Genomic DNA, 26,451 nt, shown 5'->3' with positions numbered 1-26,451 from the left:
AGTCATAACTGGAGTCCGGGGTTGGTATGGTGCCCCTCGGGGCGGTGTTGCACAACCCGCCTGGCAGCATCGGCGGGCGTCAGCCCGCCAACACCACTATGCGGCCGCACATGGTTGTAGTCGTCGCGCCAGAGCCGCAGCACCGAGCGGGCATGGCCGAGCGATACGAACAGCGTCTCGTTGAGGCATTCGTCGCGCAGACGACCGTTGAAGCTCTCGACGTAGCCGTTCTGCTGCGGCTTGCCCGGCGCGATGTAGTGCCACTCGAGAGGCCGTTCCTGCGTCCATCTCAGGATCGCCAGGCTGGTCAGCTCGGTGCCGTTATCGCTGACAATCATCAGCGGCGGTACGCCCCTGAGCGCGATGATGGCGTCGAGCTCACGAGCGACACGCGCGCCTGACAGCGAGGTGTCCGCCACCAGCGCGAGGCACTCGCGCGTGAAGTCGTCGACCACCGCCAGGATACGGATGCGCCGGCCGCTGATCAGCGTGTCGCTGACGAAGTCGAGGCTCCAGCGCTGGTTCGGTCCCTGTGGCAGCGTCATGGGTGCTCGGGTGCCTATCGCTCGCTTGCGGCCACGCCGACGCCTGACCCGCAGGTTCTCCTCGCGGTAAAGCCGCAGCAGCTTCTTGTGGTTCATGACCAGACCCTCGCGAGCCAGCATGATCCCCAGCCGCCGGTAGCCGAAGCGCCGACGTTCCGCCGCGATCTCGCGCAGCCGCGACCGAAGGTCGCCATCATCACTACGCCGGGGCGCGTAGCGCACCGACGTCCTGTCCACGCTGAAGATGGTACACGCCCGACGCTCGCTGATGCCGAACAACTGCCGAGCATGCTCGACAGCCTTCCGTTGAGCGGCGGGCTTTACCAGTTTTTTGCCGCGACTTCCTTCAGCACGGCATTGTCGAGCATGGCGTCGGCCAGCAGCCGTTTGAGCCGGCCGTTCTCCTCCTCGAGCACCTTCAGCTTGCGCGCCTGCGACACGTCCATGCCGCCATACTTGGCCTTCCACGCGTACAGCGTCGCGCTGCTGATCCCGTGCTTGCGACACACATCGGCGGTCTTCATCCCACCTTCCTGCTCGCGCAGCACCGCGATGATCTGCTCCTCGCTGAACCTGGTCTTCTTCACGTCCGTCTCCTCACGAAGGCGGACTCTAGCTCAAACTGGCAGAGTTTCAGGGGAGCACGTCAGTTCCTTCCTGTCCTCATCCGTCATAATCGTGAAGCGCGGCAGCGGCGAGCGCCGATGACCGTCGAACGACGGAGGGACACGCCATACGCCTCGGGCGTGGTCGGCCGAAGGCAACAGCATATTTCGCAATATTGAACGGGTTTATAGCACTACCGGCGATATCAGAAGCCGGGCACCGTCACGAGCGGTCAATGCGAAGGGCGATCTATTCATTGTCCCCGGCGACCTTCGCCTGAGCGATTTTGAAGATCGGCTTGGCGATACTTGGAATTCGGCGAAAGGCGGAAGCGAGCCAGACATCAGGGCGCAGTCTGCCATTCATCGCTACATACAGTTTGCAGCCGAAAAGGTGAGTGCTGATATAGTTCTTATCGATCTTGGACCGAATTTGGGAGCCTTGAACCGCGCAGTGTTGGCGTCATCGGATTATTTCATCACTCCTGTTGCGCCTGACCTTTTCTCGATTCAGGGAACGGAGAATCTTGGCAACAAGCTGATTTCGTGGCGGCGTGATTGGGATCAGGTTAATCAGGCGTGGCACAATACCGAGCTTTCGATACCGCGCGGTAGACCGACATATCTTGGCTATGTCATCCAGCGACATAACGTTCGCTCGAACGCGGCAGGAATGACGGCGGGTTGGAAAATCTACGGCGACGAATTGATCCCCGCCATCACCAACAATATTGTCAACAAGCTTGCGCCGATTGATCAAGTCATAAAATGGCAAGATAGCGACTACAAGCTTGGCCAAATACCAAATCTCCACAGTCTCATTCCATATTCAATGGATGCCAAGAAGCCGATATTTTATTGCAATAGCTCCGATGGATTGAACGGCGCACATATCACAAAGGCTCGCGAGAGCGCGGACCATTTGGATGATATTGTCACCACTCTTGAACAAGTGCTTGAACCCGATTTCTGACGGGATCGTCGTCGCAGTGCCGTTCCTTATGCCCTGTACGGTTCACAGGCGATGCCATCATCATCACCGTCCATGCCAGGACGGTAGCCGGGTTCGCCGCGATAGATGGGTGCAGTGCCAGCAGCGCGGGCATCGTTACAGCCGCGCCAGTGATCGCCGGGCTGCGGTGGCCGTTGCCGTTTGAAGCCAGTGGCGACTCCCATGCGATTAGCCGTCGAGATGATGGCGTCGCGTCCTTGCACGGTCGTCGCGGTCGATCCGATCCCGACGACAGCGCCCGTTAGGCCCGCTCCTATGAACACGGTGGCGATGGTCGATCGATATCCGGTCATGGCCGCTCAATAATGCCGGCCGCGTAAACGAACGGTTTGCGGAGTTGGTCGCGGGGAAACGGCGACGCGATATCGCGCGCCGATGTGGCCTCTTGCGGGTTGGGACGAAGTGGCGCAACTTGCTCGGTGGCGGGCAGCCCAGACAGGACTGCTCATGATGACCGACTCAACCTGACCTAGCTGGACGACAGCACAGGAACGGCGTCGGCGGAGAGAACGGCAAGCGTTGCGTCAGGCAAGCAGTGGCGAGTTTCTCGCGTGCTGTCGGCCGATGGGGAGATGCACCACGCTACGGTCCACCGTTCGTCGCCGCGTTCCTCCAATATCCCCGATAGCCGACGCCTGCGCCTCACAGCGCCGAAGGCATGTCCCTGTCTCGCATGGGGCGGCTGGATGCCGGCGTCCGGGCAACCGACATACCCGCCAGTCATGGAAACGCACCCATGTCCAATCCCGACCGTATCATCCGTTTGAAGACCGTCCTCGCCCGTACCGGACTGTCCCGCTCCACCCTCTACCGCAAGATCGCAGACGGGACCTTTCCCCATCAGGTGCCGATCAGCATCCACGGCGCTGGCTGGCACGAGTCCGCCGTCAACCGCTGGGTCGCCAACCCGGGGGCTTGGCGCGAAGAGCCGACAGCGGTGGCGGCGCAATGACTGCGCCGCCCATCCCCGATCCGATCTGCGTGCGCGTCAACGACGCCGCCCGTATGCTCGGCGTCGGCCGCACCACGCTCTATGCGCTGATCGCGGCCGGCGAGCTCGAGACGGTGAAGCTCGGCAAATCCACCCGCATCACCACTGCCAGCCTGCACGCTCTCGTCAGGCGGCAACGCACAGCGGGATAGGCGCGGACGCCGTGGCGGCGGCGTCCTTGCCCTCCCTCGCCGGCACGCGGTCTAGATACTCCGCCCAGCGGGCCATCAGGTTGCGCCGCTTCTCGAAGAAGTCGGTGCGGCGATACGCGGCCTCCACCTTGTTGGGCAGCTTGTGCGCCAGCGCCTTGTCCGCCACCTCCTTGGGAAAGCGCGTCTTCTCCGACGACCAGTCGGTGAAGGCAGAGCGGAAGCCGTGGACGGTCACCCCCGTGATCCCGTCGTCGCGCAGCAGCTTGGTCATCGTCATGTCGCTGATCGCCTTGTCGCCCCTGCCCGCGAAAACGAGGCCGGTATCGCTGGTGCGCTCCTTCCACCGTTTGCGCAGCAGCGCCACGGCCGGGGCGGACAGCGGCACGACATGCGTCTCCCGCGCCTTCATCCGCGCCGCCGGGATCGTCCAGATGCCCTTGTCCAGATCGAACTCGGTCCACACCGCGAACCGCGTCTCGTTCGAGCGCACCGCATTGTAGATCGTGAAGCGCAGCGCATCGCGGCCCGTCGTCGGCGTCGCCGCCGCCAGCTTCGCCATCAGCGCCGGAACATCCATATAGGGCATCGCCTCCAGATGCCCGCCCTTGTCCATCTGGCGCGGCAAGCCCTTGCGCACCGACCGCAGCGACGTTTCGTCGGCACGCCAGCCCTTCACATGCGCGAAGTCCAGCACCGCCCCGATCCGTTGCAGCATCCGCCGCGCAGTATCGGGAACCGTCAGCCAGATCGGCGACAGCACCTCGACCACGCACGCGCTGTCCACCTGATCGACCGGACGCGTCCCGATCGACGGGAAGACGTGGTTCTCAAAGCTCGAAATCCAGTTGGCGTGTCGCCGGTTCTCCCAGCCCTCCTTCAACGCGTCGTAGCAGTCGCGCGCCGCCCTCTCGAAGGTCGGCACGACTTTCCGCGTCCGCCGCCGCTCGGCGACCGGATCGCCGCCCTCGCGCACCTTGCGCCGCAGTGCCGTCGCCGCGTCGCGCGCCTCGGCCAGCGCCGACCCCAGCCCGTAGTCGCGCCGCCGCCCGTCCTTCTGCATCCGCAGCACCCATGTCCGCGCACCGCTCTCCCGCACCAGCAGGCACAGACCCCGGCCATCGACATGCCGGCCGGGTTTCGCGTTCTTCACCTTCAATGCCGTCAGCGCCATCGGTTCGGTTCCCTGTCCGCGGATGTCACGGATGCCGTCCCACACTTTCATGCCGACAGCAGACCCACGATCGGTCCCACATTTCGATCCGTTTTCAGGCAAATGGGGGCGACCGACCACGAACAGCTTACAAGACAAACCGCTGTAATTACAGTGTAGTTAGGGACGCCCCGGCATCGCCTGACACGGAAGTTCCACACTCGTAGGGGTCACCAGCGCTTCACGCCATTGATGATCGTGTCCGCCCTCGGCCGGGCACAGGCGGTCGCGTTGCTGCTGACTGCCGGCGCGGATGTGCTGGCGGTGGAGCCGCGGATGGGCGCGACTGCGCTGCACAAGGCCGCTCAGTCCGGCAGCGCCGACGTACTCGGCCTGCTGCTCGATCACGGCGCCTTCGTCGACCAGCAGTCGCCGGTGCTGGGCAACACGGCCATCATGGACGCGCTGCTGCACAAGCACGCCGACGCGGTACGGCTGCTCCTGTCCCGCCGCGCGCGCACCTCGATCAGGACCACTGGCAGCAAAGCGCGCTCGACCTGGCGCGGGAGGACGGCCTGGCGGCGATCATCGCGCTGATCGAGGAGCGCGATGCCGCAGACGCGGCGCACGTCACCGGCCTGCCGCTGGTGACGGCGGTGAAGGCGGGAGACGTGGAGGCAGTGGAACGGCTGCTCGCCGATGGAGCCGATGTCGAGGTCCGCGTACCCGTTATTGGGTCGTTCGACGACGATTATACCCCCTTGGGGCTGGCGGTGCGCGAACGGCACGACGCGCTGGTGCGCCTGCTGCTCGACGCCGGAGCGGACCCCCGCCGCACGATCGGCCTCATGCGCGGCTCGGCGCTCCACGACGCAGCCTATTTCGGGCTGGCGGATCACATCGCCATCCTGACGAGCTCGCGAACCGAGGGCGATCCGATGGTGGAACTGGACGCTCAGGGCCCATATAACGGCCTGACCGCGCGTCACGACGCCGTGTGGCACGGTCATGTTGAGGCCGTGCCAGCATTGATCCGCGCCGGCGCGCGCCGTGATCTGCGTTCCCATGCCGGCCTGACCCCGCTGAGCATGGCGCGGCTCTACGGCTACGATCGTATCGCCGAAATGCTCGTTCAGGACGAGCATGGCTAATCCAAGTTTGTCGGCCGGCCACGCTTTCTCGTGAAACAATGTTCGGTGAGGTGCCAGGTGGCGCCAGCCACGCCACGATTTGCGCAGAGGCGGCTTTTCGCAAAGCCTGTTTCCAGATGCTCTTTCCCGAAACTGCACCGGAAGGATGGGGTAGCGGCAGGTCTCAGCGGTCTCGCCACACGAGTTCTGGTAAATCGTCAACGACGGAGAAAGCGACGCTCGGGGTCGTCAAGACGATGTAACACTAGACACCCTGCCGAGGCAGGATGAGCCAGCTGCCGCGTGGGGGGACCGCTTCAATCATCCGCTCCATAGACAAGCCTCCGAGCAGGGTGCGGATCGCGGCGATCGGTCCGCCGTGGCTGACGACCAGCGTGTCGGCATCGGTCGGTAACGCATCCCAGGCGGCGCGGGCACGGGTGGCGAGATCCTGTCCGCTTTCGCCGCCGCCGGGGTGAAAGCCAGCAGGATCGGTCATCATCCGGTCCATCAGGTCACCGGTCTCGCGCCAGATCGCATGCCAGCTGCGGCCTTCCCATGCGCCGAAGTCGCGCTCCAGCCAGCGCGGGTCGGCGGCGATCGGACGGTTGGTGAGCGTGGCGATGCGTTCGGCGAGGACGCGGGTGCGGATCGCGCCGGAGTGCACGATCGTGGCGAAAGATTGTGCTGCAAGGTCGTCCGCCAGCGTGCGCATCGCGGCGGTGCCGGCGCGGCTGAGACCCATGTCGGAACGACCATAGCAGCGGCCGGACCATGATCTGGCGACCGGCGTGTGGCGGACGATCAGGACGCGGGCGGTCATGCCACCGCGGCGAGCAGCAGCGCCAGCTGCGCCATATAGGCCGCAGAGCCGAGGCAGTCGCCGGTGCTGCCGCCGATCCGCGCGCGCAGAAACCGGGTCAGCCAGCCGAGCAGCAGGGCCGTCGCGATGCCCGCGCCCAGCAGCGCCGTCGGGCGCAACAGCGCGATCGGCAACAGGCCGGGGATCGCCAGCAGCACGCCGAGCAGGACGCGGCGTGGCGGCATGCCGCGGCCCATCCGTGCCGCGGCACCGTCCGGTTGCGCCGGGGGCAGGATCGCGGCGAGCAGCACGGCGGCAAGGCGCGCCAGCGTCGCCGCACCGACGATCGCCGCCACCGCCAGCGCCGGCGGCAGCGCGACGATCGCCGCGACGCGCATCGCGACGGCAAGGCCAAGGCCGAGCGTACCATAACTCCCGATGCGGCTGTCGCGCATGATGCGCAGCGCCGCATCGCCGCGGGCCGTGCCGCCGAACGCATCGCAGAAATCGGCGACGGCATCTTCGTGGAAGGCGCCGGTCAGCAGCGCCTCGATCGCGAGCGCCAGCAGCGCCGCGATCAGCGGTGGCCACCATGTGCCCGCCGCGACGAACACGCTCGCGGTCGCCGCGCCGATCGCCGTGCCGACGAGCGGCAGCCACGCCATCGCGCGGGCCATGCCGTCCGCCGCCTGCGCCGCCGTCAGCCGCGCCAGTGCCGGCACCGGTATGCGGGTCAGGAACTGCACCGCCAGCAACGGCGGCGCCCACGGCGGCGCGGTCGCCATGTCAGTCCGCCCGCTCCGCGCCGATCGCGTCGAGCCGAACGACATCGTTGAGCACCGCCGCCGCCGCATCGAGCAGCGGCAGCGCAACCAGCGCGCCGCTGCCCTCTCCCAGCCGCATATGCCAGTCGAGCAGCGGATCGAGGCCGAGATGCGCTAGCGCGGCGGCATGGCCCGGCTCGGCGGAACGATGGCCCGCGATCATCGCCGCGACGGTGCCGGGGGCAAGGCGTTCGGCGACCAGCGCCCCCGCGGTCGCGACAAAGCCGTCGAGCAGCAACGTCGCCCCCCGCGCGGCACCGCGGGCGAAGAAGCCGGCGATCGCCGCGATCTCATACCCGCTGACCATGGCGATCGCCCGCATCGGATCGGCGGCCAGCGACGGCGCCGCGCGCGCCACCGCATCGGCGACGATCCGTGCCTTCACCGCGAGCGTCGCATCGTCCGCCCCGGCCCCGCGCCCCACGGCGTCGGCGGCGGCGACGCCGGTCAGCAGCGCGGTGAGCGCGGCGGCGGGGGTGGTGTTGCCGATCCCCATCTCGCCCGCGATCAGCAGCGCCGCGCCGTCGTCGGCGGCGCGATCCGCTTCCTGTGCGCCGACCTGCCACGCCGCATCGAAGCGGGCGACATCCATCGCCGCGCCGTGCGCAAGGCTGGCGGTGCCATCACCGATCCGGGCGTCGCGAAAGAACGACGGCGCCGCCACGATCCGCGGGCCGGCCACACCGACATCGACCAGCCGCAACGGGCAGTCGTGCGCGCGGGCGAGCGCGCTGCTGGTCGCCTGCCCCGCCAGGATCGTCGCGACCATCATGCCGGTGACCGCCGAGGGCCACGCCGACACGCCGTCGGCGACGCAGCCGTGATCGCCGGCGAACAGCACGATCCGCCGCGGGCGGGTGCGCGCATCGATCCGCCGCTGCGTGACGGCGAGCCGCACCGCGACATCCTCCAGCCGGCCGAGGCTGCCACGCGGTTTGGCGAGGGCGTCGAGATAGGTGCGGACGTCGGTTTCGGTCATGCGGCGGTCCTTGCCAGCGCGATCAGCGCGTCGATGTCGAGTGCCCGTTCCAGCGTCGCGGCGATGCCGTCCAGCGCGGCGTCGATCACCTCGCGCCGGTCGAACCCGTCCGAGGTGATGCCGAGCGGCGCGATCAGGTGCGCGCGCGCGCCGGCACGATCGAACAGGCCGTGGACGTAGCAGCCGGCGATGCGGCCATCGCGCGCGACCGCGCCGTCGACGCTGCCGTCGTCCATCCGCAACAGCGGCGGCGTGCCGGGATCGACGCGGGTGACGCCGGCGTGGATCTCGTACCCGGCAAAGCCCGTGTCCGAGGAGGCGAAGGTGCCGGTCACCGCCCGCGTGCGCTTGTCGGCGGCGATCACGGTGTCGACCGGCAACAGGCCGAGCCCGGCGACCGTCCCCGCCGCCCCCTCGATCCCCGCAGGATCGGACACGGTGCGGCCGAGCATCTGGTAACCGCCGCAGATGCCGAGCACGCGTCCGCCGCGGCGGACATGCGCGGCGATGTCGACGTCCCAGCCCTGCGCGCGCAGGAAGCCGAGGTCGGGGATCGTCGCCTTGGTACCGGGCAATATCACCCAAGCGGCCTCGCCCGGGATCGGCTGGCCCGGCGGGATCATCGCCAGCCGGATGCCGGGTTCGTGCGCCAGCGCGTCCATGTCGTCGAAATTGGCGATCCGCGAGAGCATCGGCACCGCGACCAGCGCACCCTCGCCGCGCGTCGCATCACGCCCCAGCGCCACCGCATCCTCGGCCGGCAGGCGCGCGGCATCGGCCAGCCACGGCACCACGCCGACGCTGCGCCAGCCGGTGCGGTCCGCGATCGCCGTCAGGCCATCGTCGAACAGCGACAGGTTGCCGCGGAATTTGTTGACGATGAAGCCGTGGATCATCGCTGCATCGGCGGGATCGATCACCGCGCGCGTGCCGACCAGCGATGCGATGACGCCGCCGCGATCGATGTCGCCGACCAGCACCACCGGCACCCCCGCCGCCCGCGCAAAGCCCATGTTGGCGATGTCACCGCCACGCAGGTTGATCTCGGCCGGCGATCCTGCACCCTCCACCACGACGATGTCCGCCTGCGCGCACAGGCGGCGATAGGCGGCGAGGACCTCGTCCAGCAGGTCGGTCTTGCGGCGGCGATAGTCGCCCGGCCCCATCAGCCCGCGCACCCTGCCGTTGACGACGAGTTGCGCGGTGCGGTCGCTCTGCGGTTTCAGCAGTACCGGGTTCATGTCGGTGGTCGGCGCGACGCGGGCAGCGATCGCCTGCAACGCCTGCGCCCGGCCGATCTCGCCGCCATCGGCGGTCACCGCGGCGTTGTTCGACATGTTCTGCGGCTTGAACGGGCGGACGGTGAGGCCGCGATTGGCGAGCGCGCGGCACAGGCCGGCGACCAGCACCGACTTGCCGACGTCCGATCCGGTCCCCTGCAGCATCACAGCGCCCATGCGACGACCCCCGCAGCGATCCATAGCCCGAGACAGGCGATGCGATAGAGGTGCAGTGCACGGCGCAGGTCGGCGGCATCGGGCGCACTGCCGCTGCCCAGCGTCGCCCGCATTGCCGCTTTGCCGTCGTAGGTGACCGGCCCACCCAGCCGGCGGTCGAGCGCACCCGCCATCGCCGCCTCCGGCCAGCCGCCGTTGGGCGAGGCGTGGCGGCGGGCATCGCGCAACATCGTCCGCCACCCGCCGCCGCCGGCGAGGCAGATCAACACGCCCGACAGGCGCGCCGGCAGCCAGTTGATGCCGTCATCAGCACGCGCGCAGGCCCAGCCGAACCGGATCAGGCGCGGCGTGCGATGGCCGACCATCGAATCGGCGGTGTTGATCGCCTTTGCCGCGAACAGGCCGGGCAGACCGGCGATGAGGAACCAGAAGGCGGGGGCGACGACCCCGTCGCAGAAGCTTTCGGCAAGGCTTTCGATCGCGGCGGTGGCGATGCCCGCCTCGTCCAGCGTGGCGGTGTCGCGGCCGACGATCATCGCGACGGCGTGACGCGCTGCGGGGAGATCACCGACAACGAGCGGGGCCAGCACGGCAGCGACATGATCGTGCAGGCTGCGCTGCGCGAGGCCGGTGGTGGCGACCAGCAAGACGACGATCAGGGCCCAGCCCTCCCCCGCCAGACGCCCGACGATCCAGCCCGCCGCAACGCCGAATGCGACCAGCGACACCAGCAACGTGACGCCCGCCAGCCGCTGCGTCGCGGGATCGCCACGGTTGCAACGCCGTTCGAATGCGGCGATCCACGCACCCGCCGCCTGCACCGGATGCGGCCAACGGCGCGGATAGCCCAGCGCCGCCTCCACGATCAGCGCCGCGAGCAGAAGCGCCGCATGGGTCACCGCGCGATCGGCAGGATGAACCGCTGGCCGCCGGGGGTGACCCCGATCTCGACGTCGACGCCATAGGCCTGCGCGATCAGCGGCGCGGTCAACACGTCGTCGGCGGGACCGGCGGCGATCACCCGGCCGCCGCGCATCAGCACCGCATCGTCGGCGATCCGCGCGGCGAGGTGCAGATCGTGCAGCACCAGCACCACGCCGCTGCCGGCATCGGCGACACCGCGCAGCCGTGCCAGCACGTCGAGCTGGTGCGCGGGGTCGAGGCTGGCGAGCGGTTCGTCCGCCAGCTGCCATTCGGGTTCGCCCGCCAGCACCCTCGCCAGCAACGCCCGCCCCCGCTCGCCGCCCGACAGTCGCTCGACGCCGCGGGTGCGCAGGCCGGTCGTGTCGGTGGCGGCGAGCGCGCGCTCGACCGCGGCACGATCGGCCGCGGTCGCGCCCCAGCGGCCCTGATGCGGCAGGCGGCCGAGGCCGACCAGCGTGGCGACGTCGACGTCCCAATGCACGTCGGCGGCCTGCGGCAGGAAACCGATCCGCCGCCCGCGTTCGCGGCGGTCGAGGCTGGCGACGTCGGCACCGTCCAGCCGTGCCGCGCCCTCGTCCGGAACACGCAGCGCAGCGAGGCACGCCAGCAGGCTGCTCTTGCCCGCGCCATTGGGGCCGAGCAACGCGGTGACCCGGCCACGGCGGAATGCGACGTCGACCGCATCGAGGATGCGGTTGCCGCCGATCGACAGGCCGATGCCTTCGGCCGTCAGCAGGGTCATGCGAGCCTCCGGCGCATCACGATCAGCAGGTAGAGGAAGAACGGCCCGCCGAGCATCGACATGGCGATGCCCAGCCGCAATTCGCTGACCGTCGGCAACAGCCGGACGAGGCAATCGGCGAGCGTCAGCAGCAACGCACCGCCCAATGCCGACGGCAGCAGGATCGCCGAGGGGCGGTTACCGGCGAGAGAGCGGACGAGGTGCGGCACCATCAGCCCGACGAAGCCGATCACCCCGGCGGACGCCACCGCGGCGCCGACGGTCAGCGCGACACCGGCGATCACCAGCCCCTGCAACCGCGCCGGATCGACGCCGATCGATCGCGCCGCCTGTTCGCCCAGCGTCAGCGCGTCGAGCGACCGCGCGGTCATCGCCAGCAGAGCAGCACCGACGACGATCAGCGGCAAGGCGATCGTCACGTCGTCCCAGCTGCGATCGGTCAGCGCCCCCATCAGCCAGGTGACGATCTGCGACGAGACGAACGGCGTCGGCGCGAGGCTGATCGCCAGCGCGGTCAGCGACCCGGCGATGCTCGTCAGGATCATGCCCGCCAGCGTGAACAGGATCAGGCTGCCCGACCGGCCGGCGAGCAGCGCGAGCAGCGCCATCGTCGCGCCCGCACCGACAAGCGCGAAACCTGGCAGCAGCCACGCCTGCGCCGCATAGCCGAAATAGAGGGACAAAACCGCACCCAACGCCGCGCCCGACGACACGCCGAACAGGCCGGGATCGGCGAGCGGATTGCGCAGATAGCCCTGCATCACCGCCCCCGACAGCCCCAGCGCCGCACCGACCAGCAGCGCCAATATCGTGCGCGGCAGGCGCAGTTCGACGATGATGATCGATCGGGGGTCGGCGGCGGTCCATGCATCCCACGGTACCCACACCTTGCCCGCCGCCACCGACAGTGCGGCGGCGACCAGCAGGGCGACCAGCAAACCGATGTTGAGCCGCGTCATGCCCCCATCCCCTTCCGTATCCGGCGCAGGCGCGCCATCGCCGCGACGATCGTCGGCCCGCCGCAGTTCATCAGCCGCGACGGATAGGGCGCGATCGCGATCCGTTGCGCCAGACGGCGGACCGCGGGGTGCGCGGTCAGCCGGTCCTTGCCCACCTCCGCCGCACCGACCGACAGCAGCACGCGCGGCGGCCGGGCGATGAGATGTTCCAGCGGCAGCACGTCCCATTTCTTCAGGCCGTAGACCGCGCTCATGTTGCGGAAACCGGCGCGCGACAGCAGTTCGTCGGGCAGCGTTCCCGCCCCCGGTACCAGCCCGCCCGATTGCCAGATGAGGGCGGGAACGGGCGTCTTCGTCATCGGCCGTGCCGCGGCGGCGATCCGTTGCGCCAGGGCTTGTCCCCGCGGTGCATGCCCTGCGATGCGGGCGATGTCGCGCACCTGCTCCTCGCTCTCGGTGACCGAATCCGGCACCGGATATTGCACCAGCCTGATCCGCATCCGCTTCAGCGCGGCGATCGTCGCCGGGGCGACGTGCGGTCCGCTCATCACCACGTCGGGGGCGAGCGCCACCACTTCCTCGGCGGTGCCGGAGGTCGCGGTGAATTGCATCGCCTGCGCCAGCGGGATCGACGTCGCCCGCGGGTCCTGCGAATAATGGCTGATGCCGACGATCTGGGCCGGATCGGCGACGTGCATCAGCACCGCATCGATGCACGGGTTGATCGACACGATGCGGGGTGCGCGGACCGGCGCCGCCGACAGCAGCGGCAGGGCTGCGAGGGCGATCAGCCGTCGCATCAATATTCCACCCCGCGCTGCGCCTTGAACCCGGCCTTGTAGGGATGCCGTACCTCGGTGAAATCGGTGATGAGGTCGGCGATCTCCAGCAATTCGGGCTTGGCGGTGCGGCCGGTAATGCAGATGTGCTTGGTGAGCGGGCGCTCCTTCAGGAACGCGACGATCTCGGCGATCGGCAACGTGTCGTCGCGCAGCACGATGTTGAGTTCGTCGAGGATGACGAAGTCGATCGTCGGATCGAGGATCATCTGCTTCGATCGCTCCCAGGCCGCGCGCGCTGCGGCGATATCGAGCGCGCGGTCCTGCGTGTCCCAGGTGAAGCCCTCGCCCATCACCTCGAACGTCGCGAGGTCTGGATGCGCCTCGAAGAAATTGCGCTCGCCCGTCTCCCACTTGCCCTTGACGTATTGCAGGATCGCGACCTTCAGCCCCCAGCCGATGCTGCGGATCGCCATGCCGAACGCAGAGGACGACTTGCCCTTGCCGTTGCCGGTGTGGACGATCAGCAGTCCGCGTTCGAGTGTGCGACGCGCCTGCATCTTCTCGCGCGCGGCGGCGACGCGCGCCATGCGAGCGTTGTGGCGGGCGTAGTCGCCCGTATCGTCGGCTTCGGTCATCGGTGGACCTCCAGGGCGGTGGCGAGGCGGATGATGGCGGCGCTGCCGCGCGGCAGGCCGATGCGGAGGCGGTCGGGCCGGTCGGCGAACGGGCGGGTCAGGATGGCGTGACGCGCGAGCGTCTCGAACAGGTCGCTACGACACGCCACCAGCCGGAACAATGGCGCCGCACCGACGATGCCGATGCCCGCCGCGGTCAGGACGTCGTCGAGCATCCCGCCCATCTCGGCGATCCGCGCCTGTTGCGCGCGACGCCAGTTGGCATCCGCATAGGCCAGCATGCCGATCGCCACGGCAGGACCGGACACCGGCCAGTCGCCGATCAATGTCCGCAGGCGCCGGGCAACATCCGGACCGGCGACGACGAAGCCGAGGCGCAGGCCGGGCAGGCCGTAGAATTTCCCGAACGATCGCAGCACGATCAGTCGATCCGATGCGTGCGGACACAGGCCGGGGTCGGGATCGGCATAGGCTTCGTCGACCACGACGGTCATGCGCCCGGCCAGCCTGCGCAGCGTAGCGCGGTCGGTGACGCGGCCATCGGGATTGGCCGGGCTGGCAAGGACGAACAGGTCGGCGTCGGGTGCCGGCAGCGCGGCGACCGGTTGCGCGTCCGGCCATGCGGCACGGTGACCGGCATAGCCCGGTTGCAGGACCACGGCACGATCCGCCGGCAGCATCGTGGCGAGCAGCCGCATGGCAAGGTCGGTTCCCGGCACCGCGACGACGCCGGCGGGATCGTCCACGCCGAACGCACCGGCGGCGGCGGCTTCCAGCGCGGCGATCGCGTCCGGCTCCGGCAGGTGGTCCAGCCCGAGCGGCAGGTCGTCGACCGGCCAGCCCCACGGCGCGATGCCGGTCGACAGGTCGATCCAGTCCTCGCCGCCGAACGCCGCGCGCGCCGCCGCCACCCGCCCGCCATGGGCGCAGAAGGTGGCGAGGACGCGGGCGTCGATCACGTCAATAGGTCAGGCGGATGCCGCCGAACGCGCCGCGGCCGGGCTGACCATATTGATAGATCGTCTGGTAGCGTTCGTCGAAGACGTTCTCGACGCGGCCATACACCTCGAAATGGTCACCGATCGGGAACGAGGCGCGCACATCGGTGACGACGTAGCCATCGAGCCGGCGCGCATTGGACGCATTGTCGAAGCTGTCGCCGATCGCGGTGATCGTCGCACCGGTGGTGAGGCCGAACGGCCAGCGGTAATCGGCGTTCACCGTCACGCTGTTGTCGGGCCGGCGGGCGAGGTCGCGACCGAAATTGGCGGTGCCGGTCGACCGGTTCTTGGCATCCAGATAGGTGTAGGCGGCGCTGAACGTCAGCGCCTCGACCGGGCGCAACAGCAGCGACAGTTCGACACCCTGCGCCCGCGCGCGGGCGATATTGTCGTAGGTGCCGTTGGGCTTGCCGGTGCAGATGCCGGTCAGCGGCCGGGTGCAGGACACGAAAGTGATGAGGTCGAACGAATTGCGCTTGAAATAGGTCGCGCTCGCCTCAACCGCGCCGCCCAGCGCCTTTTGCGTCACGCCGGCATCCCAGCCGTGCGAGCGTTCGGGGTCGAGCGCGGTGTTGCCGTATTCGCTCTGCAGCTGGTAGTGGGTCGGCGCCTTGAACCCTTCCGAATAGCTCGCGCGGAACGCGGTCGCGCCGCCGTTGGGCGAATAGACGCCGCTGCCCGAGAAGGTCGTCGCGCCGCCGAAGATGTTGTGATCGTCGTGGCGCACGCCCGCGGTGCCGGTCAGCCCGGCGATCGGGGTGACCGCGACCTGGCCATAGACGCTGAAGATGCGGGCGCTGCCGCGCGTCACCGGGCCGCCGTAGCTCGACGTCGAGAAGCGCGAAACCTCCCGCTCCGCGCCGAAGGTCGCGAAGACCGCCCGGGTGACGTCCACCGTCCCCTGATATTCCAGCCGGTCGTTGCGGCCGATGCCGCGGAACGTCTCGGTCGGGGTGCCGTCGGGGTCGGTGTTGCGGCGGTCGCTGTCGGTATGCGCATAGCCGAAGCGGTTGCGGAAGCGGCCATCGAACAGCGCGGCGTTGAGCCCGGCGTATCCGATCCACTGTTCGCTGTCGCCATATTCGCGGCTGTCGCGTCCGAAACCGTCGATATCGGTACGGCCGTTGGCATAGAAGCCGCGCAGGTCGACCGCCACGTTCTGCGCCAGCGCGATGCCGACGCTGCCGTTGGCGGAATAGTTGCGGAAGCCGTCGCGCTCCTTGCCCGGCGCATAGGCCGAGATGCCGTCCGTCGTGTAATAACCGCCGCCGAAGCTCGCCGAGACCGGGCCGCTCTTGCCCGACACGTTGGCGAACGCCTGCCCCGTCTCGTGCCAGCCGCCCTCGGCGCGGGCGTTGACGCTCAGCTGCTCGGTCGGCTGGCGGGTGATGAGGTTGACGACGCCGCCGATCGCCTGGCTGCCCCACAGCATTGACTGCGCGCCGCGCAGCACCTCGATGCGCGCGATGTTGCCGATCAGCAGGCTGCCGAAGTTGAAGCCGCCACCCGGCGACGACGGGTCGTTCAGCTTGATGCCGTCGATCAGCGCGACGGTCTGGTCGCTTTCCGCACCGCGGATGTTGACCGAGGTCGATGTGCCGACACCGCCGTTGCGCACCACGGTGACGCCGGGCGTCTGGCGCAGCAGGTCGGACACCGTCACCGCCTGGCGCTGCGTGATCGTCACGGTGTCGAGCACGGTCACCGCCTGGCCGACGGTAGACGCGGGCCGCGCCTCGCGGTTGGCGGTGACGAGGATGTCGGTGCCGGCATCGGCGGCTTCGGTCAGGCCGCTGGTGGACTGGGCGCTCTGCGCGACGGCGGGTGCGGCCGCGGCGATGCACGGCAGCAGGATCATACAGGCATAATTCTTCACGATGGTATCCCCCTCGTTTCAACAACGGGGACGCGCCGACGCTCGCTCGGAATCGCTGTTCCGCCGCGCACGACCCCAACACCGTCGTCACGCGAGGAAAACCTCGATCGCGCAGGAACACCCCGTCCGCACGAAGGACAACCACGACGGGCAGGTCTCCTGGCTTCCGGGTCGTCGCCTGGCCCGGCCTTCCCGGATCGCGGAGGATCCAGTGGCACGCGGAGGAGCAAGGCTCGCCGGTCACAGTTGCGGGGGCAGCCCCGGATGGCGAGCAACCTAGAGCTCGCTTCCGGGTTCCCTTTTCATCCCATCTCTGGGAACCTGTCGCGAACGCGCCCCTAGGGCCGAGGCGAGGCGAAAGCAAGATGAAGACGATGTTCGTAGGGGGCGCCCGCTCCGGCAAGAGCCGCCTCGCGCAGGCCGCTGCCGAGGATCATGACGGCGCACTGTACTATCTGGCGACTGCGGAGGCGCACGACGACGAGATGACCGACCGCATCGCCCGGCACCGCGACGACCGCGACGCGCGTTGGCGGACGGTGGAATGTCCCGTGGCGCTGCCCGAGGCGATCGACGAGTGCGGCGACGGCGTCGTACTCATCGATTGCCTGACGCTGTGGCTGAGCAACGTGATGCTGGGCGAGCATGACGTTACAGCGCGGTCCGCGGCACTACTCGCAGCAATGCGGCGCCGCGTGGCACCGCTGTACGTGGTCACCAACGAGGTCGGGCTGGGCATTGTCCCCGTTCACCCGCTGGGTCGGCAGTTCCGTGATGCGGCAGGGCGCCTCAACCAGCAGGTCGCGGACGCGATGAGCGCCAATTACTTCGTCGTTGCGGGGATGGTGCTGCCGCTGCAGCGCTTTCCCGTCGAGCGGTAGCGCAGTCCCACTGATCCTGGGTGTTTGCCACAAGTGGACATCCGCGACCACCCCTGACCCGGAGCATCGGCCGCGATATAATCCCCCCACCATCGGCGCTCGATTTGCCCGAACAGCTGCGGCATGAATGCGCGCAGATGCGGGGGGCGATCAGCCGATGATATTGTGGTCTGCGATCTTCATGGCCGCGATCGGCTGGATATTCAGCGAGTTCGAGGAATATGGCTTCGTTCTCGGCGGGATCGCCGGCGCCGTCTTCGGCTGGGGCGTGCGCAAGGCGGTCCGCGCCGAGATCGAACGGGCGACTGCGGCGCTGCGGGCGCAACTCGATGCGCTCCGGGCGCCTGCGCCGTTCGCGCCCGCCGCGCAACCGGAGCGCGCGCCATTTTCAGTACCCCCGCCCGCGCGCATCGTCGCCACCGCCGCTCCCGAGGCGGAGGCTCCTGCCATCCCGCCGTCACCCCCGGAGCCGGTCATCCACGAGCCCGGCGTGGTGGAGGCAGCGATCGCGAACGCGATCGTGGCGGCGAGAGGCTGGCTGTTCGGCGGCAACACGATCGTCCGCGTCGGGCTCGTGATCCTGTTCGTCGGCCTGTCGTTCCTCGCAAGCTACGCCGCGTCGGCGGGGCTGTTCCCGATCGAGTTCCGCCTTGCGCTCGTTGCGGCGATCGGCGTCGCGCTGCTCGCGGTCGGCTTCCGCACGCGGACCGCGCGACCGGACTTCGGGCTCGCGCTGCAGGGCGGCGGCGTCGCGGTCATCTACCTGACGCTGTTCGCCGCCGCGAAGCTCTACGCCACCATTCCGGTCGACGCAGCGTTCGCGCTGATGATCGTCGTCTGCGCGCTCGGCTGCGCCCTCGCCTTGCTGCAACGCTCGCAGGCATTGGCGGTGACCGCCTTCGCCGGCGGTTTCGCGGTGCCGCTGTTGTTGTCCGATGGCAGCGGCAACGTGGCAGGATTGTTCGCCTATTACACCATCCTCAACGCCGCGATCCTGTTCCTCGCGGTCAGGCGGTCGTGGCGCGTGGTGAACCTTGTCGGGTTCTTCGCGACCTTCGGCGTGATGACCGCGTGGGAGGCGGCGAGCTACCACCCCGCGGACTTCGTCGTCGCGCAGGCGTTCCTGATCGTCTCGGTGCTCATCTACGTCGCATGCGCGCTGCTGTTCGCACGATCCACGCCCGGGCGGCTCGGCGGGGTCGTCGACACCACCCTGCTATTCGGGCCTGCGCTGGCGGGATTCGGACTGGAGGTCGGGCTGGTGCACGATCGGCCGTTCGGCGGCGCCGTCGCGGCGCTCGGGTTCGCCGCGCTGTACCTCGCCGTAGCGGGCGTCGTGATGCGCCGCCGCCGCGACGACTTGCGCGTGATGACCGAGACGTTGCTCGCGATCGGGATCGGCTTCGTCACGCTTGCGGTGCCGCTGGCGCTCGGCGCGCGCTGGACCTCGGCGGCATGGGCGCTCGAAGGCGCAGGCGCGTTCTGGGTCGGAATGCGGCAGGCGCGCTGGATGCCGCGGATGTTCGGGCTTGCGATGCAGGTCATCGCGGCGGTGGTCTACATCGGCAGCGCCGAAGCGAACATCGCTGCGATCCCGCTCGCAAATGCGGCGTTCGTCGGGGCAATGCTGATCGCGCTCGCCGCGCTCGCGACCGCATGGTGGCTGCGGACGCCGCTGCCGCACAGCGGATCGCGGTTCGCGCAGGTCTATGCCGGGATCGAGGGCAGGCTGGGCAATCCGGCCTTCGTCTTCGGCTTCGCCTTCTGGTGGATAGCCTGGGCCGTCGAGATCGCCCGGCTCGCCGCGCCGATCGGGCCATCTGCGGTGTCCGCGATGCCGGTGTTCGACGCCGGAACGCGCGCGACGCTGCTGATGCTCGCCTATGTGGCAAGTGCGTGGGGAGCGCAGACGATCGGCCTGCGACAGCGCTGGCACGTCGCGACCTGGCCGTCCTGTGCGACGCTGGCGGCAATGGCGCTCGGCTTCGTTGGAGAGCATCTCGCGGGCTCGCGCGTGCTTCATTTGCCTGACGCGCCGATCTGGATCGCGGCGATCGCGCTGCATCTCCACGCGCTGTACCGCAACGACCGAATCCCACGCGAGGATGACCACGCACCGGCTCGACGCGCGATCCTCGGCTTCGCGCATGCCGGCGGCATCTGGCTGGCGACCGCGATCCTCGCCGACTGCCTGCTGCTGGGCATCGATCGCGGCGACCTCTGGCGCGCTTCCTGGGCCGAAGCGGCGCTCCTGCTCGCGCTTCTGGCGGCGCTGGCCGGATTGACCGTGTGGGCCGGGCAGGCTCTCGACTCGGTGGCGGGACGGCGGCGCTGGCCGCTCGATACCCATGCCGTCGACTATGCCTGGGTCGCGGCCGCCCCGCTCGCGGCGATGCTGGCGTTCGGCACGCTGCTCGTCGCGCTGTTCTCGTCCGGATCCGCGGATCCCCTGCCCTATGTGCCGCTTCTCAATCCGGCCGATCTCTCGCTCGGCCTCGCGCTCGCGACGCTGGAGCTGTGGCGGCGGACGGTCGTCGCGGCCGCGTCCGCGCTGCCGGGCGCCTCGGCACTCGACGGGCGGGGCGCGACGGCGAGCCTCGCCACGCTCGCTTTCGTGGTGGTCAACACGGTCTGGCTGCGCATCGCGCATCACTTGCTTGGCGTGGCATGGGATCCCGATGCGTTGCTCGACAGCTCGGTGGTACAGACCGGCATCGCGATCCTGTGGACGCTGCTCGCGCTCGCGCTGATGATCTTCGCGCATCGCCGCGCGCGCCGCGCGCTGTGGCTGGTCGGCGCGGGGCTGCTCGGGCTGACGGTGGCGAAGCTGCTGCTGATCGATCTCACCAACGCCGGCGGCGGCGCACGGATCGTCGCCTTCATCGGCGTGGGAATATTGATGCTGGTGGTCGGGTATCTCGCGCCGCTACCCCCGCATGAAGCGGCGCCGCGCCGCGAGGAAGGATCGCAGCCATGACCCGGCCGATATCGTGGTGTCGTGCCGGGTTGCTTGCGCTGCTGGTCGCCGCCGCCCCGGCAGGGTCGGATGGCGATCCCGACGCCTATCGCGTCCATATCGGGGTGACGCCGGGCAGTGGATCGATCGTGCAACGGCTGTCGATCCCGGCCGCGATCCTGGTCGCCGCACAGACGCCGGACCTGTCCGACCTGCGCCTCTTCGACGCCCGCGGGCGTGCGATGCCGATCGCGCGCGCGCCCGCCGGCCCGGGAGCGCTGCGCCGCGACACGCTCAAGGCGATGCCGATCCTCGGGTCCGCCGACGAGCTCAACGTCAAGAGGGTGTCGCTGCGGCTCGATACGCAGGGTCGCGCACGGATTGCGCAGGTCGAGGGAGATGTCGCGCACATCGCCGGCGGCTCGATCGTACTAGGCGCCCTTTTCGATGCGCGCGCGATCTCCGGTTCGGCACGCGCGATCGCGCTCGACATCGACGTACCCGAATCGCAGCCCGTCACCGTTCGCGTCGAGGCCAGTCACGACCTGTCGACGTGGCGCAGGCTCGGGGAGAAGACCGTGTATCGTGCGTCCTCGGCGAACGCGGACGAGACGAGTGCGACCGTCGCACTCGGCATGGCGCCGATCGCCGACGATTATCTCAAGGTGACGTGGAGCACGGCCTCGCGCGCGCTCTCGCCCGTCGTTGTGCGCGGCGCGTCGGTCGTCAGTCGTCGCAGCGGGCCGGCCGCGATGACGTATGCCGAAGCGACGCTGCCACCGCCGCGCGATCATGGTGCGCTTCTGTTCGCCGTCCCGTTCGCGACCCCGATCGCAACGATCCGGCTCGTGCCGCAGGGTGACGACGTCCTCGTGCCCGTCCGCATCCTCGGCCGAGACGACGCCGAGCAGCCGTGGACCCTGCTCGGTACGGGAACCGCTGCACGCGCGGCCCCCGCGGACATCGCGCTCGGCGGCCGCGCCTTCCGCACGTTGATGATCGAACCCGATCCGCGGACCCCTGGCTTCACCTCCCCGCCGGCCATCCGGCTTGGCTTCGCCGCGCGCGACCTGCTGTTCCTCGCCGCGGGCACCGGGCCCTATGTACTCGCCGCGGGCAGGGCGGGCACGAGCGATGCCTATCTCGCGACCGACAGCCTGACCGCACAGGCGGAAGGGAAACCCGCCGCCACCGCGGTCGCGGCCGCGGGCGATCCCCGTGTGAGCCTTCCCGAAATTACCGATGCATCGATCGGTCGTCGCAAGATCACGCTCTGGGCCGTGCTGCTGTTCGCGACCGGGCTGCTGGGGCTGTTCGCCTGGACCCTGTGGCGGCGCAATGCGGCTGACGCCGCGCCTTCCAGCGACCGCCAGAGCTGAAAGTATCTGAATGCGATTTGCCCGCACTCGGCTTGATGATGCCGACTGGCGCGCCGGTTCTCTCGAGCTGGCGCCATACAACGTCGATCTCACCCGCCATTGATGCGGTTCCCCGCGTGTCAGCTGTGCCGCAATGCACCGAAAGCGGTCGCCAGCCCCCACCCGACTAACGCGACTCCGCCCAGCCAGATCATGAATGCGGCAGTGTCGCCGAGGAGAAGACTGCTCACCCCCGGCAAACATGCGGCAGCAACCAAGAGCCGGCGACGAAGCGTCGTCGCTGCCAGCCCGTCGCGACGCGCCACGCGGCGACGCTTTGGATCAGCCAAGCACAGCAGCGTCAGTGGCGCCACCGACAGAGCAAGGACGCAGAGAGCGAGGTGCAGCGACGTCACGCGCGTGCCGTCCGAATAGCCGCAGGATGGCGGGATGATGGCATGCTGCGCGACGCGCACCTGATGATCAGCCATGCGCCGGCCACGAACAAGCCGACGTCGATCGCGACGATCATCGGCTGGTGCGCAACCCAGGCTTCTCCCCAGTGAGGTCCGCCGGCGGCGACGAGTCGGAGCGGCGGTAGGGCGATCATGGTCGCGCCCGTCGCTGCCGTCAGCACATTTGCCAGAACATCGTTGGTCGGCACGATGATGCTCGCCACGATCGCGACAGCGGACGCGATCAGGAAGCCGGCAGTGGTCCAATAAATCGCCACCCCCAACGGCAGCGCGATGAGGAATGCCGCGGCCGCAGCCACCAGCGCAAACGGTAGCCCAATCCCCACCACCGTAATCGCTCGCTCCAGCGAGCGCAGGCCGCCCGCCTCGGTGCGTCGCCGGATCACCCACAATCGCATGCCGGTGTAGGTGACGTAGCACATGGCGAAGCCGAGCCCGAACCAGACGGCCTTGGAGAGTAGCCCGGCGAAACTGCCGAAGTGCAATGGGCCCATGATGCCCACCAGTGTGCCGCCTGCAGACGGCCGTGTCCCGATGGTGGCCTTGGCGCGCAGGAAACGCGCACTCGCACCCTCGTAGAGCAATGTCACGGGTTCGACGTCGCTCGCTCGCGGATCATGATAAGTGGTGACGCCGGCGTCGGCGCGGCCGAAGTTCTCGATCGCGACGAAGGTCGGCGCACTGCCGCCGCGGCGGGTCGCGTCGGCGACGATCCGGTCCAGGTTGCTGATCGCCGCGGGCCGCGCATCCGGCTTGCCAGGATTGCCGTAGACCGCCTGCGTCAGCGCAGCGACGTCGCCGCCGAACGCCGCCATCGCCACCACCGGCACGCCGATCGTCCCATAGAAGGAGAAGAAGCTCCCGGTGAAGGCCAGAACGAAGGCGAAGGGCAGGCTCCACGTCCCCGCGACGCTGTGCGCATCGCGTTGCACCAGCACGGGGTTCCCTCGGCGGCGCAGCGTGAAGATGTCCGTAAACAGGTGACGATGGATCAGGAGCCCCGATATGGCCGCGACCAGCATGGCGAGTCCGACGACGCCGGTCAGCAGCAACCCCCAAGGGTTGGGCACATGAAGCCGCACGTGCGTGTCGACGAGAAAGTGCGAAAGCGCATCGTCATTGGCCGGACCGAACACGTCCTCGACATTGCCCCGCGCCGTGCCCGTCATGCGTCCGGCGTTGTCGAGCCGGTAGTAGATGCCGCTCTCAGTCGGCACTCCGTTCGCGTCGGTCTCGTGCCGATGGAAGAAGACGCCAAGCCCGCCGTCGCCGACCTCGAAGAGGTTGACGGCCTCGCGATATTGCTTCGGCGTGCGCGCGGCGAGATCGCGGACGACCGCGTCGAGCGGCTGCGCGAACGACGAGCGCGCGGCGACATGCCCGGCCGACCACGCGCCAATCTCGTGCGCGAACACCGCAGCGGTGCCGGTCAGCACCACCGCATAGAGCAGCAGCCCCAGCAGGATGCCCGACCAGCCGTGCACCGCCACCATCGCCTTGGTCTCGGCTTTGCGGAGCCGGATCATTCCGCGTGGCTTCCAGGACGGGCATCCGCGAAGCGGCCGGCGACCAACCCCGCGTGGACCGCGAACAGCGCGGCCGCGATCAACGCTACGCGCGCGAGATTGCGATCAAGACAGGCGTGAAAGAACAAGAGCGCCCATATCAACGGCGCCAGCACCAGGGGAAAGGCGATGTTGTCTATGCCCGCTGCGCCGCCCGGCAGCCACAGGGGCATGCCCGCCAGCAACGTTAGCGTGACGACGACCGCGCCCGGTCCGGCCAGCAGGATGCGCAGCCATCGGCGCGACGATGTTCGATGGTTCGTGGCAATCATCTGCTCCATATCGGCGACTTACCGCCGTTGCACGTGACTCGCAAGAACAACGCTATTGATAGTCGTTCGCAATTTGCTATGCGCGCCGTCGATTTGGTCAGACGGTAAGGGGTGGACGATGAGGAAGCTGGCGGTGATGGTGGGCATGGCGGGCACGCTGCTCGCACCTTCGGCATGGGCGCAGATGGCCGATCCGACGATCGACAATGGCGTAACGGGCGAGGGCGAAGACATCGTCGTTACTGCCGCGAACGCCGGCACGAAGACCGAGACGCCATTGATCGAGGTACCGCAGCCGCTGACGATCATCGCTGCCGACCAGTATCTTTCACAAGGCGCGATCAGCATCAGCGATACCGTCAAATACGCCGCCGGCGTGCTCGCCAATCCCTATGGGCGCGATACTCGGGTAGATGGCTTCAACGTGCGCGGCATCCAGGCGCTGCAATTCCGCGACGGGATGCGCGACATCTTCTCGTATTACGCCAGCATCGCCTCGGACCCGTATAATTTCTCGCGCGTCGAGATCGTGCGCGGCCCGGCGTCGGTGCTGTTCGGCCAAGGATCGATCGGCGGCCTCGTCAATCTCGTCTCCAAGACTCCCGAAATGGTCACCGGCGGCGAGCTCAATCTCGTCTACGGCAACTTCAATCGGAAGGAGGTGCTCGGCGACTTGAACTTCGCGCTGAGTGATTCGCTCGCAGTGCGCGCGGTGGGGCGCGTGCGGGACGCCGATACCTATGTCGACTTCGTGCCCGACGACCGCGTCATGGTCGCGCCGTCGATCCGCTGGCGCCCGGGTGCCGACACCGACATCGTGCTTACCGGGCTCTACCAGGAGGACGACACCGGCTCGACCTCGCAGTTCCTGCCGCTCGTTGGCACCTTCCGGCCCAACCCCGGCAACCCGGGTGCGCGGCTCGATCCCTATACCTTCGTCGGCAAGCCGGGTTGGGACCGCTACGCCGGGCGCTCGTTGCAGGGCGGCGGCAGCATCGTTCACCGGTTCTCGGATGCGGTGCGCGTCAGCCTCAAGGCGCGCTACATCGACAGCGACCTTGAATACTTCACCCATTACGCCGACAGCTATACCAACCCAACCGATCCGTTTGCGGTTTACGGCCGCAACGGGCGCACGATCGGGCTCACCGCGGATGCCAGCGACGCGCGCATGAACGTCTTCTCGACCGATAACAACGTGCAGCTGCGGTTCGACACCGGTGCGGCGGTCGAGCACACCCTGCTGGTCGGGCTCGACTATAGCTGGAACAAGGTCGGCAAGCGCTACGCCAATACCTCCAGTGGCGGAATTGAGACGATCGACCTCTACGACATCGACTATGACGCACTGCGTACCTTCGATCCGTCCGGTCCGTTCGCCTACGACTTCCAGAAGCAGCTCGGCGTCTACGTGCAGGACCAGATCCGGCTGTTCGACCGTGTTTCGGTGATCGTCGGCGCACGGCGCGACCACGTTACCAACTCGGCCGGACAAGACGACAACGCCACGACCTTCCGCGCTGGCATCATTGGCGAAATTGGCGGCGGCTTTGCGCCGTTTTTCAGCTACACCGAGAGCTTCCTGCCGATCGCCGGGCGCCGAACCGGCCCGGGTGGCGCGCCGGGCGACCCGTTCACGCCGCAGACGGGCACTCAGTACGAGGCGGGCGTGAAGTGGCAGCCGACCCCGGCCACGCTCGTCACCGTGACCGGCTTCCACATCAAGGAGCTTAACCGCGTCCTCTATCTCGCCAACAACGTCACGACCCAGTCGGGCGAGTTGATCACCAAGGGGGTTGAGTTCGAAGCAAGCCACACGCTGCCGGACAACTTCGAGTTGCTGCTGAATTACGGCTACAACCAGCTGGAGTCGGAAGTGAACACCAGTCTGGATTTCATGCCCAGGCATATCGCCTCGACCTGGACCACCAAGACCTTCGGCGACCGCGACGGCGCGCAGCTTCGGCTGGGCGCGGGCGTGGTGTACAACGGCAAGAGTCGATCGACCGGTCCAGTCGATCCCTATGGACTAAATCCCGGCATTGCGGCGGGCACCCTCTACACTGTGACAACGCCGGCGCGCACTACGGTAGACGCGCTCGCCGAAATCACGCTTGATCGCTGGCATCTCGCCGTCAATGCCACCAACCTTTTCAACAAGAAGGCGTTCGCCTCGTGCCTTGCACGTGGAGACTGTTTCGTCTCGGCGCCTCGCAACGTGTTTGCGACGCTCGGCTACCGCTTCTGATCGAAAAGGAAATAGTCGTCGCCTCACATTGCGTCCGATTGCTCGGCGGAGAAGAGTACTTTTCCGCTAGATTTCTGTGGTGTCAGCGTCGTCTCTAGCCAGTCTGCCACGAGCCAATAGTCGGCGGAG

The 26,451-nt window shown here is 68.3% G+C and carries 25 protein-coding genes and 1 riboswitch; of the genes, 9 read left to right on the top strand and 16 right to left on the bottom strand.

What is annotated here, in order from left to right; all coding sequences use genetic code 11:
• Window positions 1–2 precede the first annotated feature (2 nt).
• Window positions 3–1,132 (bottom strand): IS3 family transposase gene (locus tag ABC319_RS17955; RefSeq protein WP_413068384.1). Its coding sequence is split into 2 segments (ribosomal slippage): window positions 3–880 and window positions 880–1,132, totalling 1,131 coding nucleotides; the frame shifts between segments, so codons are not numbered across the junction.
• Window positions 1,133–1,313: 181 nt separating this feature from the next.
• On the opposite strand from ABC319_RS17955, the gene ABC319_RS17950 reads away from it, so the two are divergent.
• Window positions 1,314–2,123, top strand: coding sequence for a ParA family protein (locus tag ABC319_RS17950; RefSeq protein ID WP_413071754.1), 810 nt, complete (start codon window positions 1,314–1,316; stop codon window positions 2,121–2,123).
• Window positions 2,124–2,149: 26 nt separating this feature from the next.
• Here the strand turns inward: ABC319_RS17950 and ABC319_RS17945 are convergent, their stop codons facing one another.
• Window positions 2,150–2,455, bottom strand: coding sequence for an excalibur calcium-binding domain-containing protein (locus ABC319_RS17945; RefSeq protein ID WP_413071525.1), 306 nt, complete (start codon window positions 2,453–2,455; stop codon window positions 2,150–2,152).
• Window positions 2,456–2,898: 443 nt separating this feature from the next.
• Here ABC319_RS17945 and ABC319_RS17940 point away from each other — a divergent pair, with 443 nt between their 5' ends.
• Both ABC319_RS17940 and ABC319_RS17935 read left to right on the top strand, forming a co-directional pair.
• Window positions 2,899–3,114: a helix-turn-helix transcriptional regulator gene (locus ABC319_RS17940; protein WP_413071524.1), complete on the top strand. Its 216-nt coding sequence runs from the start codon at window positions 2,899–2,901 to the stop codon at window positions 3,112–3,114.
• Window positions 3,111–3,305 carry a helix-turn-helix domain-containing protein gene (locus ABC319_RS17935; RefSeq protein ID WP_413071523.1) on the top strand — a complete coding sequence of 65 codons (195 nt, stop codon included), beginning with the start codon at window positions 3,111–3,113 and terminating at the stop codon, window positions 3,303–3,305. Before ABC319_RS17940 ends, ABC319_RS17935 begins: the two co-directional genes overlap by 4 nt.
• Here ABC319_RS17935 and ABC319_RS17930 read toward each other — a convergent pair.
• Entirely contained in the window at window positions 3,280–4,527 is a 1,248-nt protein-coding gene (locus ABC319_RS17930) for a tyrosine-type recombinase/integrase (RefSeq protein ID WP_413071522.1), read from the bottom strand. The genes ABC319_RS17935 and ABC319_RS17930 overlap by 26 nt on opposite strands.
• Before the next feature lie 129 nt (window positions 4,528–4,656).
• Between ABC319_RS17930 and ABC319_RS17925 the strand changes: the two genes are divergently transcribed.
• Both ABC319_RS17925 and ABC319_RS17920 read left to right on the top strand, forming a co-directional pair.
• The gene (locus ABC319_RS17925; protein WP_413071753.1) at window positions 4,657–5,052 is read left to right on the top strand and encodes an ankyrin repeat domain-containing protein; all 396 of its coding nucleotides are present in this window, start codon (window positions 4,657–4,659) and stop codon (window positions 5,050–5,052) included.
• Window positions 5,013–5,606: an ankyrin repeat domain-containing protein gene (locus ABC319_RS17920; RefSeq protein WP_413071752.1), complete on the top strand. Its 594-nt coding sequence runs from the start codon at window positions 5,013–5,015 to the stop codon at window positions 5,604–5,606. Before ABC319_RS17925 ends, ABC319_RS17920 begins: the two co-directional genes overlap by 40 nt.
• Before the next feature lie 244 nt (window positions 5,607–5,850).
• Here ABC319_RS17920 and ABC319_RS17915 read toward each other — a convergent pair whose 3' ends face one another.
• From ABC319_RS17915 to ABC319_RS17865, 11 genes are read right to left on the bottom strand one after another with little or no spacing between them, the layout of a single operon-like run.
• On the bottom strand, window positions 5,851–6,408 hold the full coding sequence (locus ABC319_RS17915) for a histidine phosphatase family protein (protein WP_413071521.1): 558 nt from the start codon (window positions 6,406–6,408) through the stop codon (window positions 5,851–5,853).
• Window positions 6,405–7,172, bottom strand: a complete 768-nt coding sequence (gene cobS, locus ABC319_RS17910) for an adenosylcobinamide-GDP ribazoletransferase (protein ID WP_413071520.1) — start codon at window positions 7,170–7,172, stop codon at window positions 6,405–6,407. The genes ABC319_RS17915 and cobS overlap by 4 nt, the downstream gene beginning before the upstream one ends.
• Before the next feature lies 1 nt (window position 7,173).
• Window positions 7,174–8,190 carry a nicotinate-nucleotide--dimethylbenzimidazole phosphoribosyltransferase gene (gene cobT, locus ABC319_RS17905; RefSeq protein ID WP_413071519.1) on the bottom strand — a complete coding sequence of 339 codons (1,017 nt, stop codon included), beginning with the start codon at window positions 8,188–8,190 and terminating at the stop codon, window positions 7,174–7,176.
• Window positions 8,187–9,647, bottom strand: coding sequence for a cobyric acid synthase (locus tag ABC319_RS17900; protein WP_413071518.1), 1,461 nt, complete (start codon window positions 9,645–9,647; stop codon window positions 8,187–8,189). The genes cobT and ABC319_RS17900 overlap by 4 nt, the downstream gene beginning before the upstream one ends.
• Entirely contained in the window at window positions 9,635–10,546 is a 912-nt protein-coding gene (gene cbiB, locus ABC319_RS17895) for an adenosylcobinamide-phosphate synthase CbiB (RefSeq protein ID WP_413071517.1), read from the bottom strand. Before cbiB ends, ABC319_RS17900 begins: the two co-directional genes overlap by 13 nt.
• Window positions 10,543–11,313, bottom strand: coding sequence for an ABC transporter ATP-binding protein (locus ABC319_RS17890; protein WP_413071516.1), 771 nt, complete (start codon window positions 11,311–11,313; stop codon window positions 10,543–10,545). Before ABC319_RS17890 ends, cbiB begins: the two co-directional genes overlap by 4 nt.
• A complete protein-coding gene (locus tag ABC319_RS17885; protein WP_413071515.1) occupies window positions 11,310–12,272 on the bottom strand; it encodes a FecCD family ABC transporter permease in 963 nt (320 codons plus the stop codon). The genes ABC319_RS17890 and ABC319_RS17885 overlap by 4 nt, the downstream gene beginning before the upstream one ends.
• Complete coding sequence (locus ABC319_RS17880) at window positions 12,269–13,072, bottom strand: ABC transporter substrate-binding protein (protein WP_413071514.1); 804 nt, start codon at window positions 13,070–13,072, stop codon at window positions 12,269–12,271. The genes ABC319_RS17885 and ABC319_RS17880 overlap by 4 nt, the downstream gene beginning before the upstream one ends.
• Entirely contained in the window at window positions 13,072–13,689 is a 618-nt protein-coding gene (cobO, locus tag ABC319_RS17875) for a cob(I)yrinic acid a,c-diamide adenosyltransferase (protein WP_413071513.1), read from the bottom strand. Before cobO ends, ABC319_RS17880 begins: the two co-directional genes overlap by 1 nt.
• Window positions 13,686–14,648 (bottom strand): aminotransferase class I/II-fold pyridoxal phosphate-dependent enzyme, encoded by a 963-nt coding sequence (locus ABC319_RS17870; protein ID WP_413071512.1) that lies wholly within the window; start codon window positions 14,646–14,648, stop codon window positions 13,686–13,688. Before ABC319_RS17870 ends, cobO begins: the two co-directional genes overlap by 4 nt.
• 1 nt (window position 14,649) lies before the next feature.
• Window positions 14,650–16,566, bottom strand: a complete 1,917-nt coding sequence (locus ABC319_RS17865; RefSeq protein ID WP_413071511.1) for a TonB-dependent receptor plug domain-containing protein — start codon at window positions 16,564–16,566, stop codon at window positions 14,650–14,652.
• Between the two features lie 132 nt (window positions 16,567–16,698).
• Window positions 16,699–16,906, bottom strand: a riboswitch (cobalamin riboswitch).
• Window positions 16,907–16,931: 25 nt separating this feature from the next.
• Between ABC319_RS17865 and cobU the strand changes: the two genes are divergently transcribed.
• The 3 genes from cobU to ABC319_RS17850 all read left to right on the top strand — a co-directional run bounded on the left by cobU (window position 16,932) and on the right by ABC319_RS17850 (window position 21,782).
• Complete coding sequence (gene cobU / locus ABC319_RS17860; protein WP_413071510.1) at window positions 16,932–17,447, top strand: bifunctional adenosylcobinamide kinase/adenosylcobinamide-phosphate guanylyltransferase; 516 nt, start codon at window positions 16,932–16,934, stop codon at window positions 17,445–17,447.
• 157 nt (window positions 17,448–17,604) lie between these two features.
• On the top strand, window positions 17,605–20,424 hold the full coding sequence (locus tag ABC319_RS17855; protein ID WP_413071509.1) for a DUF2339 domain-containing protein: 2,820 nt from the start codon (window positions 17,605–17,607) through the stop codon (window positions 20,422–20,424).
• Window positions 20,421–21,782, top strand: a complete 1,362-nt coding sequence (locus ABC319_RS17850; RefSeq protein WP_413071508.1) for a DUF3999 family protein — start codon at window positions 20,421–20,423, stop codon at window positions 21,780–21,782. Before ABC319_RS17855 ends, ABC319_RS17850 begins: the two co-directional genes overlap by 4 nt.
• A 391-nt stretch (window positions 21,783–22,173) precedes the next feature.
• On the opposite strand, the gene ABC319_RS17845 is transcribed toward ABC319_RS17850, so the two are convergent.
• Together ABC319_RS17845 and ABC319_RS17840 are read right to left on the bottom strand one after the other, a co-directional pair.
• Entirely contained in the window at window positions 22,174–23,730 is a 1,557-nt protein-coding gene (locus tag ABC319_RS17845; protein WP_413071751.1) for a PepSY-associated TM helix domain-containing protein, read from the bottom strand.
• Between the two features lie 29 nt (window positions 23,731–23,759).
• On the bottom strand, window positions 23,760–24,083 hold the full coding sequence (locus tag ABC319_RS17840; RefSeq protein WP_413071507.1) for a hypothetical protein: 324 nt from the start codon (window positions 24,081–24,083) through the stop codon (window positions 23,760–23,762).
• 175 nt (window positions 24,084–24,258) lie between these two features.
• Here ABC319_RS17840 and ABC319_RS17835 point away from each other — a divergent pair, with 175 nt between their 5' ends.
• Window positions 24,259–26,322 (top strand): TonB-dependent siderophore receptor, encoded by a 2,064-nt coding sequence (locus ABC319_RS17835; RefSeq protein WP_413071750.1) that lies wholly within the window; start codon window positions 24,259–24,261, stop codon window positions 26,320–26,322.
• Window positions 26,323–26,451: the final 129 nt, after the last annotated feature.

Source organism: Sphingomonas phoenicis, assembly GCF_047238005.1.
Taxonomy (GTDB): domain Bacteria; phylum Pseudomonadota; class Alphaproteobacteria; order Sphingomonadales; family Sphingomonadaceae; genus Sphingomonas.
The sequence above is the reverse complement of the archived record's forward strand: the minus strand, read 5'-3'. Positions and strand labels throughout refer to the sequence as shown.

Coding starts and splice junctions, on each gene's coding strand:
- ABC319_RS17935 (WP_413071523.1), top strand. CDS start 3,111: ATGACTGCGCCGCCCATCCCCGATCCGATCTGCGTGCGCGTCAACGAC.
- ABC319_RS17930 (WP_413071522.1), bottom strand. CDS start 4,527: ATGAAAGTGTGGGACGGCATCCGTGACATCCGCGGACAGGGAACCGAA.
- cobO (WP_413071513.1), bottom strand. CDS start 13,689: ATGACCGAAGCCGACGATACGGGCGACTACGCCCGCCACAACGCTCGC.
- ABC319_RS17850 (WP_413071508.1), top strand. CDS start 20,421: ATGACCCGGCCGATATCGTGGTGTCGTGCCGGGTTGCTTGCGCTGCTG.
- cobS (WP_413071520.1), bottom strand. CDS start 7,172: ATGGCGACCGCGCCGCCGTGGGCGCCGCCGTTGCTGGCGGTGCAGTTC.
- ABC319_RS17855 (WP_413071509.1), top strand. CDS start 17,605: ATGATATTGTGGTCTGCGATCTTCATGGCCGCGATCGGCTGGATATTC.
- ABC319_RS17885 (WP_413071515.1), bottom strand. CDS start 12,272: ATGACGCGGCTCAACATCGGTTTGCTGGTCGCCCTGCTGGTCGCCGCC.
- ABC319_RS17940 (WP_413071524.1), top strand. CDS start 2,899: ATGTCCAATCCCGACCGTATCATCCGTTTGAAGACCGTCCTCGCCCGT.
- ABC319_RS17890 (WP_413071516.1), bottom strand. CDS start 11,313: ATGACCCTGCTGACGGCCGAAGGCATCGGCCTGTCGATCGGCGGCAAC.
- ABC319_RS17945 (WP_413071525.1), bottom strand. CDS start 2,455: ATGACCGGATATCGATCGACCATCGCCACCGTGTTCATAGGAGCGGGC.
- ABC319_RS17845 (WP_413071751.1), bottom strand. CDS start 23,730: ATGGTGGCGGTGCACGGCTGGTCGGGCATCCTGCTGGGGCTGCTGCTC.
- cobT (WP_413071519.1), bottom strand. CDS start 8,190: ATGACCGAAACCGACGTCCGCACCTATCTCGACGCCCTCGCCAAACCG.
- ABC319_RS17835 (WP_413071750.1), top strand. CDS start 24,259: ATGGCCGATCCGACGATCGACAATGGCGTAACGGGCGAGGGCGAAGAC.
- ABC319_RS17915 (WP_413071521.1), bottom strand. CDS start 6,408: ATGACCGCCCGCGTCCTGATCGTCCGCCACACGCCGGTCGCCAGATCA.
- ABC319_RS17840 (WP_413071507.1), bottom strand. CDS start 24,083: ATGGAGCAGATGATTGCCACGAACCATCGAACATCGTCGCGCCGATGG.
- cobU (WP_413071510.1), top strand. CDS start 16,932: ATGAAGACGATGTTCGTAGGGGGCGCCCGCTCCGGCAAGAGCCGCCTC.
- ABC319_RS17880 (WP_413071514.1), bottom strand. CDS start 13,072: ATGCGACGGCTGATCGCCCTCGCAGCCCTGCCGCTGCTGTCGGCGGCG.
- ABC319_RS17900 (WP_413071518.1), bottom strand. CDS start 9,647: ATGGGCGCTGTGATGCTGCAGGGGACCGGATCGGACGTCGGCAAGTCG.